We start from the raw sequence: 17,021 nt of genomic DNA on the forward strand, positions 1-17,021 counted from the left end.
TGTCTTATTTTATCCTTGCAAATCATCTACCGTTATCTGGCAGAAGTATTAACCATTAAATTAATGAAATTTTCAAAATATTCGCCATCAATTATTTCCCACTTTGAGCTTTTCTCATTCCATTTAAATGAGATATAACCGGGAACATTTTCATTAGATTCCTTGTAATAAACCGCCTTCTGCTTATTCATTGAAAAGTCTTTCTTTTTGTTGTTCCAACGAGCAAATTCATGAACCTTATACTCACCTGTATCTGTAGTGGTTAGTAAATAATAAGGTATCCACTTTCCGGACGATTCATTCCAGCGATACGCCGTTTTAGTTTTAGTACGGCCATTTTCGCTTTCATTAAACTCGTACCTCAAATGAGGAGTAAGCATGCATGAAACCGAGTCGTATACAAACACAGTTTCTTTTTCATCGCTCTTATCGTATACAAAGCTTTTAGAGTTTCTGGCACTTATTGCCTGCATGCATACAAACAATAAACAAATAGTGATGCTCATCACTAATGTACGGCTGTTTAACACAATTGTTTTCATAATCTGAATTTTAGGTTGATTATCTTTTAGTCACATTTTTATTGGTTCAAAACAAATTATCACTCAAAATAATACTTATAAAGTTTATTAAGCCCATATAAAACTATCATTTTGTCAGGCAAAGATATGTTGTTGAAATGATATTCAAAAAGAAAATCAAAATAAAATTGAATATTTAACAAATATTTATTCAATTAGATGTAGTCCATTAAATAATGTGCTATTTTAATGTGATTTTTGCTGATGTAACATTTAGCATGAAGCGCTTAAAAGAAATACACGAGACGATCAGCATAGTTATCTAGGATCTTAAAAACATAAAAAGATGGCAGTAAATTTAACACAATCTTTAAAGTATGTTATACAACATACTTTTCCAGGTAATATCCTTGCAAATTCCACCAAAAGCAGTACCTTTGCAATGTGTTTTTCATAGTATTAGATTTAAGGTTAACAAAGGTTGGAGTCAGGCGTGACTCCTTTTTTTTTGCTACAATTTAATCTCTCCTTTCCTACGCTCAACAAAATGTACCCTTCATTACAATAACATATCTTATATTTCTTTTATCAACCATTCATTCTGTAGGTTGTTTATATCATTGATGCAGAGAATTATAATTCAAAAAACCGTAAGATCATGAAAAAACTGTGTTTTGTATCAGTTATAGTCTTGCTCCTCATGGCAGGTTCAAATGGAGCACATGCACAAAGCAGCCAGAAAAAACTCAATCAAGCAGAGCTGCTCAAAAAGTTCTTTGGTACTTGGAAAAACGAAGTCAGTAAAGATACAATAAACTGGCTTGAATTTTCCGCATACGGGAAAAACGCCATGACAGGAAGTTCTAAGATGAAAGTAAAGAATAAGATTATCTCTCAGAATAAACAGTTATGTGGATACGATAACAGATCCGGAAAAATAATTGGGGTAGAGCTAGATAAGCATTCCGGGAAAATGATTTTTTATATAATCGAATTTGTTTCAGAGAATCAACATGAAGGAGTTGCTATTATGGACATTACCCATCCAGAAAAAGTAACCGATAAATTTTATGAAGTGTTTGAATCACCTGATAAGATTGTTCACAGCTACTTTGAAAATAACAAAAAGATTTCAACCGTATATACACGCGTCAATACAAAGAAGTAACCAGCATGCCGGTTCTTTTCCCAACTATCAGAAGCTCTGTTTCAGTCTGAAGTATGCAAAGTTTATGTCCTGCCTCAAGATGTCGTGTTCTGTATATCTCAGAAGTTGTCCAACTGCGGAAAGCTCCAGGTTATTGCTGAGCGATACAGTCACAGTGGGGATAATGAAATATAGTTTGTTTTTAGCATTTCCGATACCGGCCAATGAGCAGTTAATTAGTGGTGTAACAAGATAAGAAAGGGACGCAAAGAAGGAAAAATCACGCAGAAAGAGATTCTTTGCACTCAGGTTAGTCGAAGAAAGCGGATCTACCGAGAAAAGAGCCGATGAGCTCTTGTTTCCGTTGTAAAGCACTTCCGCCTGAATTGCCAGTGAATTCCTGAAAGTGTAATTGTATCCTAACGAGGCAAGAAACACTCCCGTAGTATCATTAAAGTGTTTCATTGGTCTGAAATAGCTCGCTTCTCCCGTTATTCCCCCACCCTTTATCTGCCCCGACCATCCAGCGCCCAGCATCCAGTCGGTGCGGTCAACCATTCCGGCAATCAGCTGAATATCGTATTTCCATTTATTGAAACGATAGAGTACGGCCAGGGTTGTTCTTTTCTGCCTGTTGAGCTTAGCTGCCAACTCAAATACCGAAGTAGGATTAATGAAATACTGCAACCTCACAGCATCACTCCCGGGTTTCTCCACATAATCAAAATCAAGATAAGAATAGGCGTTGAATATATCATTGGGATTCCATACATAGTTTTGCCCCCAGTTAATGCGTTGCCTACCTGCAGTAACCTGAAGCTTGTCGCCGGAATATTGTAGCCACAATCTGTCTACCGAAGTATTTAGAATGTAATTCTTGCCTTTAAACCAGTTTCTGGATAAAGAGAGCATCCCGTTGTCGTAATCAAATGTACTCTTGTACAGGGGTAAACGGGTCAGAATGTTACCAACTAGAAAGCGGTTGGTCATCTCCATTGAAGCCGTCAGAGAAGAAGAAATATGCCATTTAAAGTTGAGTCGGTTCCTGACGAGGTTCGAGTTAATCCAGGCAGAGTTGAAATCATGAAAAATAAATGCCTGCATATCCTCCACGTAACCGTTCATCGTAACAGAATTCACCCTGGCAGAATCCTCCTGTGCTGCAGCTTTCCAAGGGAAGGATAACAGCCACAAGAACAACCACACTATTATTCTTTCGCGCTTCATGGTACATCTCCCAAAACTTAAACCTTCATTTACTCCTTCTGCACATCCTCTATCACCTTGCCATCTTCAATCGTGATTACCCTTCGGGCTTTTTTCATCACCCGGGCATCGTGCGTTGAAAAAATGAACGTAATATTCTCCTCCCGGTTCATCTTTTCCATGATTTCGAGCAGGTTCTCGGTCGATTTTGAATCCAGATTGGCAGTAGGTTCGTCAGCCAGAATAAATCGGGGCCTCGATGCCAGTGCCCTTGCCACAGCCACCCGTTGCTGTTCTCCGCCAGACAGTTTGGCAGGTCTGCGGTCCGCCTTATCACCCAGCCCCACAGCCGTCAGAAGCTTCAGTGCCCGCTCTTCCACATAATCAGGTGTAACTCCCTGCAATTGGAGGATAAATTCAACATTCTCCTTTGCCGTAAGTACCGGAATCAAATTATATGCCTGAAAAACGAAGCCTATATTATTCATCCGGAAATTGGTCTTTTTTCGTTCGCTCAGCCGGCTGATATTCACCCCTTCAATCATCACTTCTCCTTCCGTTGGCATATCAAGTCCACCCATTATATTGAGCAGTGTTGTTTTCCCTGAACCCGATGGCCCCACAATAGCCACAAACTCTCCCTGCTCAAAGCTCAGATCTATCCCGTTCAGAGCCTTGAAAGGCATTGTCTTTATATCGTAAACCTTGGTAATTCCCTTTATCTCAATAATATTCATAGCTTCATGTATTTATTCAGAATTATTTTGTTCGTGTGGCATCAGCCGGATTCACCTTCAATGCTTTATACGCAGGAAATATGGTTGAGAATAACCCCGTGAGAACTACCATAATGGCCATAAAGCCAATCATATTCAGTTCTATTTCGGGGTAAACCATTGAGGAATATCCAAAACTTTGATACGCTTCTTTCCAGAAGTAAAGATCCAGTCCCACCTTCCCAAGATATCTGCAAAGTAGATAGCCGGAGATGATGCCAATAAATCCACCTGTAATCGACAAGTAGAGTGTTTCCAGCATCAGCATAAAGAATATCCTTATTTTATTCATTCCTATCGCCATCAGCATTCCCAGTTCTTTCGTCCTTTCGAGTACCGCCATCAGCATTGTATTGATGATTCCAAAACAGAGAGCCAGCATGATTATCAAAACGATGATGTACAAATACTGGTTCATGGCACTGACCAGATATCCCGCTTCAGGACTCAGTTGTGTCCAGTCCTGAATATCCAACGAAGGATAATCCAGCTTTAGTACATCTTTCACCACTTGCGAATTACCTTCTTTATCTACCAATATGGCAATTTCATGCGCCTGGGTAGTATCCAGCCCGGCCAATCTGCAAAGATCGGAATATCGGGTAAACACATTCGATTCATCAAACAACGCATTGTCCGTTTCATAAATACCCACTACCCGGAAAGCTCCGCCAGTTATATTCATATCCACATCCTGCATTGTAATCACCACTTTTTTGTTCAGTCCCACCTTCAACTTATCAGCAAGTTTCCGGCTTATCACAATCGCATTCTTCTTGTTACTATCAAAATAGCTACCCTCCACCATCCGGCTCCAGATGTTCGAAACTTTTCTTTCCATGCCTGGTTCCACTCCCAGAATCTTTACTCCTGCATTTGTTTCGGCCGAAGCTATCATAGAGATAATCACCAATCTCTTACTTGCCCCCAACACATTATTTATTGATCCGGCCCTTTGCACCACTTCATCTGCATTTGGTATACGGCTTGCAAAATCACTGTTAGCCAGGAATTCAGGATGGTGTATCTGTACTGATGATGTTTCTGTACGGACAATAGCATTCAGCCGTGCATCCACCATTCCATTCATCAGAGCAATGATAAACACACCGGCAAAAACTCCTAAAGCCATTGCAGCGATTACGATTGAGCTCCGAAGTTTATTTCTCCAGATGTTTTTCCAGGATAACGATCCAAGCATAATCTCCTCCTTTTTCTAGTAGTGTAACGCATTTGCAACTTGTAACTTCTTCACATTCCACACAGGATATATCCCTATGATCAGGGTAAAAATAAAGATGGTCAGCGCCTGTTTAAAATAAATCATCGGATCCAGCGAGAAGAACATTACCGGCGGAAATCCCATATCCAGCATCATCTGAGCCGCCTGTCCGGTAAACGGTATAGGATGGTAATAGTAATATGCCAACACTGGGATGCTTCCCATAATACCCGTAATGGCTCCCAACATTCCTATGAATATTGTTTCAAGGAGTACCACAAGCATCAGTTTTTGCTTTTGCATTCCAACTGCTATCATCATGCCAAACTCCTTTTTCCGTTCGGCCATCATCATCACTATTGTTCCAAATATTCCGAAAGCTATAATCAGATAGAGAATATCTATCGTAATCACCCCGCCTGCCCTGTCGCTCTCAATTTGCTTAAGCAACAATTCGTTCATCTCCTTCCAATCCATTACTTCCAAACTGCCCGAAAGTTTTCGTTGAAGCATCTTCTTTGTTGCAGCAGTCTCGCTGTTTTCATGCACCATAATCGCCATCGAAGTGAGCATTCCTGGTGCCGAGAATAGCTCCTGACAATGCTTTATTTCCATAGCTACCAACGACCTGTCCAGTTCTGGAGAGGGATGTTTAATGATACCGCGCACCGGATACTTACCCGCCGCACTAATTCCGTGATATCCCTGCCCAATCAACACTAGTGTATCCTTCACTCCCAGCTTCAGGAACTTAGCCAGTGCGCTGCTCAGGATAACCCCGTTATCGTTCTCCTTCAGATAATGTCCCTGCTTCAGCTTTCCCGATATATTGGTAATCTTGTCTTCCAGCTTCGGATCAATGCCGAATATCATCACCCCTTTCGTCATGTCTTCGGTTGATGCCAGACAAAACGTCTCAAATCTGGGCGAGTAATTGGTAATATTCTTATTTCCTTTCAATACTGACAGAATCGACGGGGTCAGTTCAAACGAATTATTAATCACCTTATCATCCCAATACCCCTTTTTATGTATCTGAATGAAACCGGTATATGAATTTACGATGCATTGAATATACTGAGCATACGAGCCCTCTTCCATGGAGCGGACAAACGACGACAACACCACCCCGAAGAACACCGAAGCCGAAGTGATAATCGTTCTGCGCTTGTTGCGCCACAGATTTCGCCATGCCAACTTTACATAACTATTCATTCCATTTATTTAACACGTTGACTCACGCTTTTCATATTCTGTTGAGAGAAATAACTATCCTGAATGGGCTGGTCATAAATAATGCTTTTAATCTCCAGCACCGTTTTGTTATTCTTTTTATCCACCGGAACAATCTCCATTTTTGTAGGTACCTCCCTGTCTCCCATTTTCTTAATGACAGATGCATTCAGCACATTAATCAGTTTCATGTCCTCGTCATAGTATTCGGCTCTCCATTGGTTAAAGCCATTCTCGGTAATCCACAAAATAACCTTTCCCCAGGTTACTGCAGCTTCAGGATGTGGTATCATCTCTATCTTGTAACACACCCAGTCCCGTACCGTTTCCTTGCCCAGAAATTTGTGGTCGTAATCATTAATGATTGACGACTCCTTAATCAGGTCGTCGTTCGTAAAGTCCGACCCCATCCACGATTGCAGCATCATTGAAGGCGGAATCTTAATCATACGTTCAATAGCGGGAACCCAGTTCCACATCTCCGTTTTGATTTTCAGGAAAACCTGCCCCTTGTCTTTAGCCGGCGAGGTAATCAGAATCAGCGCCCTGCCGTTATTCTTCTCCCAGCTCTTCATGGTAATTGAGCGTGTCCACGAAGGCCGTATTATTGTCATGGTACTTTCACTCTGAGCAGTAACACCCCGTGCCTTTTCATCCGCTTTTGTTACTATCTCCTTAGCCGTCAGCGTTTGCCCCCGGACAACAAATGCCACCGTGCAGACACCGAATATCCCAAACAAAAAGAGCCTTTTCCACATATCCATCGTTTTACTTATCAATTGATTGCCATTAATAGAACAACCGGATGTGTAGAAACGTTCAAACAAAGAACAAAACGGATAAGAACAATCTTTCCTATTTATTTCTTTCTGTACTGAAAGAAAATCCCCTCCTCGAAAGGAGTCCACAAACAAGCCCGCTGTCCACACGCCTTCAACCCCGAGTTCAGCCAGGTGTTGCAGGTGTAAAACATCGTAAAACGTCCGTTCGCTTCGTAAAACGCATCCGAGTCTCCATAATTTGCATTCGACACAATTACCTGATAGTGTCCGGCTGAATCTTTTGCAAAAGTTGAATCAATATACTTCACCAACCTTCTATATTGATCAATTGTCATTTCGATCTGCACATACTTATCATACTTGCTTATTTCTTTGTAGAAGGTTGCATGTATAGCCGATTTCCCCAAGCCTAACGTTGCTATCAGCCCTGTTTTCAAAGTCAAATCGGCCCATGTGGGTGTTTGCATATAGAAACGTTTATTGCCCCATCCCATACCAACATACAAATACAGACTATCCTTTCCAAGTGTATTACAGAACTTCACCTCCCGGCTCCAGTCGACTACTTCCGATTTTACAGGCATCACAAAATCCGTGTGCACCCCATTGCTCATAATAAAAATCGTAACTTCCTCCCCTTTCACTTTTTCGGCAGGAACTGCAATTCTAGATAAAAGAAATGCCAGAACGATGTATAAAACAGCTGCGGCAATGAAGTATACCACTGCCATTCCTAACCACTTGAATCCTTTTTTTATTGCAGTCAAGCAGAAAATCTTATGTAATCCACGCACACCTCTTATCATAATCCTTACAAATCATCCGGGTTCATTAAATACTAAATTTCCCTCAACACAATTTCCCTCAACACAATCTCTCTCCATCTAAATTAAACAAGGAAGCATAAAATTGGTTCCTTTCCTTATAGAATAAATATTGCTTACTATATCATAAAAATATATAATTCTATAGATTAATTATTTAAACATTGATTATCGTTAATATTTCTTTAATTAACAACATATATTAGGGTTCATCTAATAATGCTCCTATCTTTAAAACGAAATAAATTTTTATATTATGAAAAAAAGACTTCGCAAAAAATTACACGTGGGAGAATACAAATACAGAAAGGGTTTCTGTGTTTATCTGCCGGTCACAAAAGAAAACGTAACAGATCATTTAGAAAACATGTCTCAAATTGCTAAAGACAATAATCTGTTGTTTATGGGTTTTGGGTGTGATACGATTAATTTTTCGGATGAATCGTTCATTAAAAAACCAATACCGCTTGAAATATTTATCTTTTTAAAATCTACTATAGCATATAGAGAAGATTACGAAGATTTGCTAATTGCATATTTCACCTCCCCTTCTTTTGGTTTCATTCGACAAGAGAATTTATCTGCTGCCAAATCTGCAGTTAATGAATTAGAGATAGAAGGATTGGAGATGAAAGGACTTAGGTTTCTTGAATTAGTTAATACAACGATTTCTAAACGACACAAGAAATTCTTCAAAAAATAGCAATAAAAAAATCCTGCAATAACCTATTATTTGTTTATTGCAGGATTTTTTTCATTTATGATTTTCAATGATTTCACCCAAATGAATTATCAAAAGAACTTTCTTCACGATAGATCTTCGTTCCACAGAAAGAGCAACTCCATTGCGGGGCATCCACAGGAATATTGCAACCGCCCAGCACTTTTCTTCCAGTGGCCAGCTCCGACATCAGTTTATCTGTGAAAACCGGGAAACCGTATAAAATGGTGGCGACGGGCGATTTACCACATTTGGGACATTTCCGGGGTTTCCTTGCCGCTTCGAAAACAGAGCAATCTACCTTACAAGTATCTTCAATCAAATCAATCAATTCTATAAGTTCTTCAGAAACCTGACCAAGCAAGTTACTAAACACCAGCTTTTCCCTGCCAAACCAAACATTGAGCGTATACGAAGGTCCATTGTATACTGTATTAAGGTCAGATACATTTTGATTGAAGTGGTTCAACCCCATTTTAAACATCTTCTCGCGAATGATATCCAACTGATAATCCGTAATCTTATCTTTAAAACAGAAAACTCTAGATTCCGTATCATCCACATCTGCTGTTATATAACCTAAGTTATCAATGCATAAAGCATATCCCCCACATTTATTGCAATCTGTACAAGAATGTTGAAGGATTATTTTTGTTATTCCTGCATCTCTCTTCATAGGGCTAGATTTAATTTTAATCCCTCCTAAAATAATAGAAGAATTTGATTTATACAAATTTTTCAATAGAAAATTTAAAACAAGAAGAATTATTTTGTTTTCTTGCCATTCTTAATCTTATTGAATCTAATGAATTGTACTCGCCTCACTCTTCTTTTCCAATACTGGTACTTCATACATCTGATAAAAAACAGTTGTTAAGCTATACCCATATTTATTAGCTGGGAAAAAACTCTATTACACATCTGGCGACTTTCATCTTCAGAAATATCAGCATATTCACAGATTTCATACAATGCCGGAACCCATTTATTTACAAAATGTTCTCTTAGATTCGGCCTGTTTAATTCATAATTCATTTGAGAAGATAAAAAAGGAATCATATAACTCTGAAAAATGATAAATAAACTATTATTCTTTTTCGATAAAAAATAGAACCAATATGGAAATTCCTCATCCAGTTTAAAAATAAAGTTTCTTACATCCGGAATTTCCCATAATTCTTTATTCATATTATTAAATCCGGTAAAATGAATATTCACCCTTTCACGGAAATAGATTGCAAATCTTTCATTATCTAGAAGCGTAAAAAGGATTTTCAAAGGAGTCGTGATATCTTGTTCCAGAATATCTTCAAGAGTGATATAAACATCAAGCATTTCTGCTCCGGATTCAATTAGTTGTGACAACTTTTGTACTTCTTCATTCATCATAACAAGTCATTAAGGATATTACTAAATCATACTATAACAAAATATTTTTTTCTTTATGTCAAAATTTTATTTAAATATATATTATATTTAACCAATAATAATTTGTTTATTTATTTCTTATTGTAAATGTTCAATTTATATTTTTTATAAAGGTAAGTATATAATATTTATTTGCAAAATATTTCATTAAAATAATCCATAACTTTATTTTTCCTATTATAAAGTGTTTTTATTTTCGTTAAATGGTAATAAAATAGTAGGCTGTTATCACTTTTAAAAACATCATGTAACCTGCACATTTTGAAATTGACTCTCGAAAATGTTTCAATATTAGTTTGTTCGTTCCCTATCGTATCAATTCCCCATAACATTAATTTAAAAAAGTAGCACAAGTCACGCAAGTCACGCGCTTTCGTCATAACACATTCACATTCATTACATTATAGGTGCGTGACTTCTGCGTGAGCAGCGCGTGACTTTCGTCCAACTGACGGGGGATTGTCTGGTGGGAATTGACCGATGATTAGTGCTGAATTAGCAGGAGTTGGAGGGATAACGGAGATATTTAATGTACAACTAACGGCAGAATTAGCGGACAAATATCTGGCAGGGATTGGATTAACAGCCTTGTTATACGGGAGCAGTGAAGAGAAAAAAAGGGAAAATAGAGACTATCAGTTAAAAAACAAATTTGATCCTATGAATTTAATTTCTCCTGTACAAAACAATGCATTCTTCTGTACAGAACAATTAATTCTCTTGTACAAAAGAATGCATTGTTTTGTACAGGAGTTTACTAATCTGTAGAGAAGAAATATAAATGTATTCTCGGCATCATTTGTTTTAGCACAATAATACTCTATTATATCTGGTATCAATCTGCTATAAAAAACAGCTCAATGATTTCTTGTGATATCAATGATGTTAAACATCAAAATTGTTATGATTACCAAAGAACAAATTTTGTAATTAGGTGGTTTTTAAGAAGAAAACGTTATCGACAACTGAGGCACAACGTTATTTTGTCTAATAAAATTAACTAATATTCATATCAACTTTTACTCAGAGAGAGAATACACCAGGTAATTTGTTTTAACCTAAAACCATTAAAAAAACGCACCTCCACAATATAATAATCAGATTTTATGCATATTAACCATAAACCAAACACGCAAATAAAAAAATATATATTTCCAAAAAAGCAAATTTAAAAAAGCGTCACTACCTCATTTCAAAAAGGTAATTCATAACCATCAATTTGAGGGGGTAAAGCACCCCTAACGTCTGAAACGCCCTGCTGATAGGGGTGACAAATTTTACACAGAACCATATAAAAGATCTATTTTACATAAGTTTGTCACACTGTCAAGCTATTTCTCATCTTTTTAATTTCCCTCCCCATACCCTACATTAGCAGTAACTTGACAACACATCTAAGCATTATCAAACCGTTAATATATGTAATTATTTAGCTTTATATAAATTATTCATCGATTTATTTTTGTTTATCTAAATATTAGTCCTACATTTACAACGCAACTATTAAATTAATATTTATGATTGACATTAAAGAAATTTGTAAGCGGAGAGGTATAACTCAAGCAGAACTTGCCCAACGCATGGGCATCAGCGCCTCCACTCTGGCCCAAAGTATCCACGGCAATCCACGGCTTGACAGGGTACAGGCCATTGCCGATGCCTTAAACATCTCTATCGGTGAGCTGTTCCCTCACGGGCAAGGCTCCTTCACCGCATTAATTTCCTATGAGGACAAGCTATTTAAAGCAACCACCTTTGAACGCTTAAATGATATTATTAACCACTTAAAAGTAAAAGAAATGTTAAGAACCGCCAAAGAATTCAGAATAGAAAAGCCTTACGGCATGATTTACAACATAGCATGCAACAAAGCTTTAGTATTTAACAGAGAGTATCAGCGTATTGGTGAGACCAGTGGAATTATAAGCATTTTCAATGCGGAATTAGAAAATGTGAATCTCTCCGGACTCACAAAAGAAATGGAAGAAAAACTTTTCGAAACCATCAGAATTGACAAAGGTAACCCAATCGGTTTTTTCTATTCCGACAAGACATCTCCTTGCATCAGCCGAGAAGATGAAGAAAAACAATTAGATCTTATCGATATATATAATCAACGAATCGACCTCTTATTCAAATTATTACCAGAACTTCAGAACATGTGGAAGTAAAATCAACTCCATTTGTGTTTCATCTTAATTTTGCACTATGCCATTAAACAGTTTTTTACGAGATTGTAGTGCATAAAGTGTCTTTAAGGATTTTTTGGTCGAAACGAATATAGACAATTTGGGCTGAGTTTTTTGATTAACTCAGCCCTTTTTTATACTCTAAAAAGTTTTACCGGACGACAATATATCGGCACATTGAATTATTGGTTTGAGTTTCCTCGAGATTACGTAGATAAATAATAGTTTATCAAAGAATTCACTATTAATTAACTTTATATAGGTACGTCTCAGATTCCATTCTTTCAAAAACATAAAATGGTAAGCATAATTCCAGGTGTGTTTATGTCATCATAGAATAAATATGTTTGTCGCTTCCGATTTTGTATTTTCAGTATTCATTTACTATTTCATAGGAACTAAGTAACTGAAATTGATTTATAGTGAAGTTAGTACAAATCAATATCTTTTTTAAAATCTAATACCTCCTTTAATCGAAATTGATTCAGCCGTACCTTTTTCTAAATAATTCCTTAGCTCTCTCATGTATGTATAACTTGCATTTTGCAAGTTATAGCCCACAAAAAAGTAAAAACCTAGTTTTTTTTCATTAAGTTTAAAGTCAACTCCAAATGCAGGTTCAATCATTAAGTCATAGGTTTTTCTTAGGAAATTCTCTCCTAAATCGAAAGTGTAGCCAAGGTCTACTAAGATAAATGGAGATACATTTGAATTTGTAAAATTGGTTTTTATTCTACCATAAAGAGGCATTAAACATATCTCACCAAGACCTTCATATGAGTAAGTTTTATAAATTAAAGCACTTGTATAACAAAAGCCCAAACCTGCACCTAAAGAAAAATAATCATTAAAACGATAACCGTTAATCATATCAATTTCAAAAGATTTTTTTTTAAATTCATCTACACCAAATGCACCCCCTAATTCGATAGATTTTTCATAACCTTTTTGTGCATATAAAGAACAGGATATACATACAAGTAGCAAAGTCGTTAAAATCGTTTTTTTCATTTTCATAATTCAGAAGGATCTTTATTAAGCATTTCCTCATCGCTTTTTTAAATGGTTAATATTTAATAATTGTAGTCTCATTTAGTATTGCATTGTATAGTTTAAGCTTTTTCAAACAATTGCAAACTAATGGTTGCTTATCATTTCTATTAAAGTTAATTATTCAATTACCGCTGAATGCTCATACTGTTAGTTGAATGACAATACATCTCCAGAAACGTATTTTCTAGTGTTTAAATTTATCTTATAGCAAATAAGCTAATGTTTTTCCCAAAACTAAGTATTTATTTCTATTTAAACAACCTTAACTTATAAATTTAATACATAATTAATTTCAACAGTCTTAAATCAGTCACTATAAACATTGATTTCCTATTTTGAAATATGATGGGCTACTGAAGAATCAAGTAAAATGCAAGCATTAAATTTTGAATTAAAGCAGACTCAGACAATGTTAATACGGATAAGTCAAACAATTACTGCTATTTTCATCAAGATTAATTCGAAAATGAGTCTTTACCAAATCCTTTCACGCATTAATTTGTTCTAATAAAAGAGTGAATCAAGCATTTGTATAAAGGAATTATAAAGTAGGGAAAGAAGGAGGCAAACAAAATGAAAAAAATACTGATAGCACTTGATTACGATAAGACAGCGGAAATTGTTGCTAATGCGGGCTTTGAGCTTGCTAAACAGATGAATGCAGAAATTACATTGCTCCATGTGGTACACGAATTGCCAATGTATTATTCGGTAGACAGCTGTCCTTCTGCTTACGAAATGTATATTGAAAACGTAGAAGGACTAAAAAAAGCCAGTCTGAATTTTCTGAATGATATAAAGAAAAGGCTTGGCGACGAATCTGTTTGTATAATAGTAAAAGATGGTGAGATTGCCTGGACCATCCTGGAGACTGCTAAGGAAATAAGTGCTGATATTATTGTTATTGGCTCTCATAGCAGAAAATGGCTGGAAAGTATCACTATGGGTGATGATGCCAAAATGATTATGAAAAGGACAACCATCCCGGTTTATGTCGTTCCATTTAAAAAAGAAAACAAACAGATTCCGGATGAATAATTAATGTCATACATATTAAGAAAGCGCATTTCTTTAATGAAAGACATTTGCTAAAACAAATATGGGTAGATAATGATAAGAAATCCTCTACCCATAAAAACATACAATAATAAGAATATAACAGTTTACAGCAACCGTTGAATTACAAGTTAATTCGTATGCCCCCGTTAAATAAAGCACCATCAGTAGGTGCATAAATCTCTCTGAATTGAGGATTCTGAATGGTGCCGGTATACATAGGTTCCCAGCGTGACTGGCGTGTGTCGATAAAGTTTTCGTAATTCACAAAGAAGGTTATTCTCCCCCATTCATATTGTGCAGATGCACCCATCACCCAATAATCGCGCACTCTCTCGCCGCTGGTTAGATACTGACGTCCGAAATAAAAAAGCTCGTATGCCAAACGCAACTTATCGTCGAGTTCGTACATCAGATTAGCGTTAAGACGGTGTTTGGAAGTAAGCGGATTGTTAATGGTGTTACGATTGAACTTCCTAACTGCACCAGTAAAGGTATATCCCAAAAAGCAGGAAACATCTTCATAACTCAGTTTTACATTCGTTTCGAAACCTCTCGTTTCCATATTGCCAGAAGCATTGATGAATGCATATTTATCTGTATCGGAAACCGGGCTCAAGATAAGCGGTTTATGGATAACCGTGTAAAATAACATTTGGTTAATGCTAAAAAACAGATTCTCGCCCAATGTGCTTTTATAATTGATATCGGCACTGATTCCATATGATTTTTCAGCCCTAACCGGGTTTGAATTGAGCGGAAGTATATTCTGAAATGCTCTTTCTTCAGCATCTTCTGAAAAGATAGTAGGCATTTTATATCCCAATCCGCCACCAAACCGCGAGGAAAGCTGCTGGTTTATTTTGTACAGAAAAGAAATACGGGGCAGCAGGTAAACCCTGTTGCCACTGGTGAGGTCGGCTCTTAATCCGCTCTCTGCAAGAAACCGGTTGGTAATATTATACGTATTCTGAGCAAAGAGTCCAAATACTGCATTTGTGTAATTCAGCTTGCCTAAAGTATTCCCCGATTGCTTGAAAGCATCGCTGGTATAGTTTGTACCCAGGTTCCATTCAGAACGTTTTCCCGGTATCAAGAGATTTGCTTCAGTAAAGATAGAGAGCTGTTTCCCTCCAAAATCATAGCCATGCCGTTCAATGATTCTTTTAAAATATCCGATGCTGTTCTTCACTGTGAGCACAGACTGACCGGCAAAGGTATGTTGATATTTCAGCTGCGAAGAGTATCTGTTGCTGTTATTACTTTCATAATACAGATGCACATCATTCGAAAGTCCTTTGAGAACAGCCATGTCTCCCCCCTTTCTGGTCTCGATGGCTACATTGCCTCCAACACTTAATGTGGTGTTCTTATCAGGATAGAAAAAGAACGTGGGATTGACGGTATATCGGTTAAAGCGGGGTATATCAGAGAATCCGTCTTTATTGACATCATACGCTTTCTGGAGATTGCCCGATGCGTAAAGAGTAAATCCGGAATTTCCATATTTCTGTGAGCAAAAAGCGCTGCCATCAAAAGCAGATGTGGCATTGGCATTGAGCAATACGGACAGTTCTTTTTTATCTTCGGGCGCTTTGGTAATGAGGTTAACCAATCCGGCAATAGCTCCTCCACCGTAAAGCGTAGAAGATGAGCCTTTGATAATTTCCACGCTCTTAAGGTTGAGAGGCGGAATCTGCAAGATGCTTAGTCCTCCTGCAAATCCCGAATACAAAGGGAAACCATCTTGTAGAAGTTGTGTATACTTTCCATCGAGTCCTTGTATACGGATGCTGGCACTACTAGAAAGTTGAGAGGTTTGTTGCGTTTGTATTCCTGTACTTTCTGTCAGCAGCATTTTGATACTTGCCGGCTGCATCACCGCTTTTTCTTCCAACTCTCCAGCTACGATGGTTTCTACCCGCGTGGGGATATTGGCAATGCTTCGGCTGCTTCGGGTAGATGTAACAATGATTTCATCGAGTTCATTCTTCTCTTCTTCCATGAATATCTGATAAACTGTATCGCGAAGAGCAGGAAAGGCTACCTGCATTTTCTGTTCCTTGTATCCTATCATTGAGAACCTGATAAGATATTTCCCGGTAGAAATATTATTAATTGTTACAAATCCGTTTATATCGGAACTACTTCCCTGCGATGTGGAGGGTACGTAGGTGGAAACTCCGGCAAGAGCCTCCTTGTTTTCCTTGTCTTTGATGATTGCCTTAAATGTATTTTGAGAGATAAATGGCTGGTTGATAAATAATAACAGACATAGAATAATGTATTGCTTCATGTTTAAATCTATTGGATTATAAATCTGAATTTGATAATAATGTGGAGTGAATATTTATAAAATCACTCCACGACACAATTCCGGCTAAATAATCCAAACGTCGTATAACTGATTCAGCGAAGGAGGTTTCACACAATTCCTCTTTTCCGGACAAGGATAGCATACAAAAACATCACATAGCATCCGGGGCAATAAATCGGAACTAAAATAGAGGCAGGTAGAAAAAGCCTTAAAATCAACATCTAGACTGATTGGGTGTAAATTGGTTACGGCAGAGCTATCTGATGGTGCAATGTAGGTATCGTACGAGTCGAAAAAGGTATTCTTTATCCCACAAGCATCAATCTCTAGTGCTGATTGCAGGAATAAAAACAGCCAAAAGATATATAATATTTTATATTTCTTTTTTTTCATGTTGCAAATATAGCTTTTATAATCAGACCAGAAAGTTTAAAAAGAGAAAAGATTGATGTGGAACAAAAATGTAAATATCAAAACATAATAAAGAAAAGATCTTATTCAAAAACTGTAATTTAGAAAATTAAATCCCTTGTTTTAATTCTTCTT

General features: G+C 37.1%; 17 protein-coding genes. 5 read left to right on the top strand and 12 right to left on the bottom strand.

Translation table 11 applies throughout. From position 1 onward, the window contains the following. Positions 1-32: 32 nt before the first annotated feature. Positions 33-542 (bottom strand): DUF3836 domain-containing protein, encoded by a 510-nt coding sequence (locus ABWU87_RS04780; RefSeq protein WP_353333750.1) that lies wholly within the window; start codon positions 540-542, stop codon positions 33-35. A 637-nt stretch (positions 543-1,179) separates the two neighbouring features. Between ABWU87_RS04780 and ABWU87_RS04785 the strand changes: the two genes are divergently transcribed. Beyond that, positions 1,180-1,689 carry a hypothetical protein gene (locus ABWU87_RS04785; RefSeq protein ID WP_353333752.1) on the top strand — a complete coding sequence of 170 codons (510 nt, stop codon included), beginning with the start codon at positions 1,180-1,182 and terminating at the stop codon, positions 1,687-1,689. Between the two features lie 27 nt (positions 1,690-1,716). Here ABWU87_RS04785 and ABWU87_RS04790 read toward each other — a convergent pair whose 3' ends face one another. From ABWU87_RS04790 to ABWU87_RS04815, 6 genes are all read right to left on the bottom strand, one after another. Then, positions 1,717-2,895 (bottom strand): hypothetical protein, encoded by a 1,179-nt coding sequence (locus tag ABWU87_RS04790; protein ID WP_353333754.1) that lies wholly within the window; start codon positions 2,893-2,895, stop codon positions 1,717-1,719. 29 nt (positions 2,896-2,924) lie between these two features. Next, on the bottom strand, positions 2,925-3,611 hold the full coding sequence (locus ABWU87_RS04795; protein ID WP_353333756.1) for an ABC transporter ATP-binding protein: 687 nt from the start codon (positions 3,609-3,611) through the stop codon (positions 2,925-2,927). Between the two features lie 22 nt (positions 3,612-3,633). Beyond that, on the bottom strand, positions 3,634-4,851 hold the full coding sequence (locus tag ABWU87_RS04800) for an ABC transporter permease (protein WP_353333757.1): 1,218 nt from the start codon (positions 4,849-4,851) through the stop codon (positions 3,634-3,636). A 15-nt stretch (positions 4,852-4,866) separates the two neighbouring features. Continuing rightward, positions 4,867-6,087 carry an ABC transporter permease gene (locus ABWU87_RS04805; RefSeq protein WP_353333759.1) on the bottom strand — a complete coding sequence of 407 codons (1,221 nt, stop codon included), beginning with the start codon at positions 6,085-6,087 and terminating at the stop codon, positions 4,867-4,869. A 5-nt stretch (positions 6,088-6,092) separates the two neighbouring features. Beyond that, positions 6,093-6,863 carry an outer membrane lipoprotein-sorting protein gene (locus ABWU87_RS04810; RefSeq protein WP_353333761.1) on the bottom strand — a complete coding sequence of 257 codons (771 nt, stop codon included), beginning with the start codon at positions 6,861-6,863 and terminating at the stop codon, positions 6,093-6,095. 101 nt (positions 6,864-6,964) lie between these two features. Then, a complete protein-coding gene (locus tag ABWU87_RS04815) occupies positions 6,965-7,654 on the bottom strand; it encodes a TIGR02117 family protein (protein WP_353333763.1) in 690 nt (229 codons plus the stop codon). A gap of 313 nt (positions 7,655-7,967) precedes the next feature. Between ABWU87_RS04815 and ABWU87_RS04820 the strand changes: the two genes are divergently transcribed. After that, complete coding sequence (locus ABWU87_RS04820; protein WP_353333765.1) at positions 7,968-8,414, top strand: hypothetical protein; 447 nt, start codon at positions 7,968-7,970, stop codon at positions 8,412-8,414. Positions 8,415-8,487: 73 nt separating this feature from the next. On the opposite strand, the gene ABWU87_RS04825 is transcribed toward ABWU87_RS04820, so the two are convergent. Both ABWU87_RS04825 and ABWU87_RS04830 read right to left on the bottom strand, forming a co-directional pair. After that, positions 8,488-9,108: a hypothetical protein gene (locus ABWU87_RS04825; protein ID WP_353333767.1), complete on the bottom strand. Its 621-nt coding sequence runs from the start codon at positions 9,106-9,108 to the stop codon at positions 8,488-8,490. 197 nt (positions 9,109-9,305) lie between these two features. Then, on the bottom strand, positions 9,306-9,821 hold the full coding sequence (locus tag ABWU87_RS04830; RefSeq protein WP_353333769.1) for a hypothetical protein: 516 nt from the start codon (positions 9,819-9,821) through the stop codon (positions 9,306-9,308). Positions 9,822-10,340: 519 nt separating this feature from the next. Here ABWU87_RS04830 and ABWU87_RS04835 point away from each other — a divergent pair. Both ABWU87_RS04835 and ABWU87_RS04840 read left to right on the top strand, forming a co-directional pair. Then, on the top strand, positions 10,341-10,628 hold the full coding sequence (locus ABWU87_RS04835; protein WP_353333771.1) for a hypothetical protein: 288 nt from the start codon (positions 10,341-10,343) through the stop codon (positions 10,626-10,628). Between the two features lie 749 nt (positions 10,629-11,377). Then, entirely contained in the window at positions 11,378-12,031 is a 654-nt protein-coding gene (locus ABWU87_RS04840; RefSeq protein WP_353333773.1) for a helix-turn-helix domain-containing protein, read from the top strand. A gap of 468 nt (positions 12,032-12,499) precedes the next feature. Here ABWU87_RS04840 and ABWU87_RS04845 read toward each other — a convergent pair whose 3' ends face one another. Then, positions 12,500-13,066, bottom strand: coding sequence for an outer membrane beta-barrel protein (locus tag ABWU87_RS04845; protein WP_353333775.1), 567 nt, complete (start codon positions 13,064-13,066; stop codon positions 12,500-12,502). A 609-nt stretch (positions 13,067-13,675) separates the two neighbouring features. On the opposite strand from ABWU87_RS04845, the gene ABWU87_RS04850 reads away from it, so the two are divergent. Then, on the top strand, positions 13,676-14,140 hold the full coding sequence (locus ABWU87_RS04850) for a universal stress protein (protein WP_353333777.1): 465 nt from the start codon (positions 13,676-13,678) through the stop codon (positions 14,138-14,140). Positions 14,141-14,282: 142 nt separating this feature from the next. On the opposite strand, the gene ABWU87_RS04855 is transcribed toward ABWU87_RS04850, so the two are convergent. Both ABWU87_RS04855 and ABWU87_RS04860 read right to left on the bottom strand, forming a co-directional pair. Beyond that, the gene (locus ABWU87_RS04855; RefSeq protein WP_353333779.1) at positions 14,283-16,454 is read right to left on the bottom strand and encodes a TonB-dependent receptor; all 2,172 of its coding nucleotides are present in this window, start codon (positions 16,452-16,454) and stop codon (positions 14,283-14,285) included. Between the two features lie 84 nt (positions 16,455-16,538). Beyond that, entirely contained in the window at positions 16,539-16,868 is a 330-nt protein-coding gene (locus ABWU87_RS04860; RefSeq protein ID WP_353333781.1) for a hypothetical protein, read from the bottom strand. Positions 16,869-17,021 lie beyond the last annotated feature (153 nt).

Origin of the sequence: Bacteroides sedimenti (genome assembly GCF_040365225.1) — a bacterium.
Taxonomy (GTDB): Bacteria; Bacteroidota; Bacteroidia; order Bacteroidales; family Bacteroidaceae; genus Bacteroides; species Bacteroides sedimenti.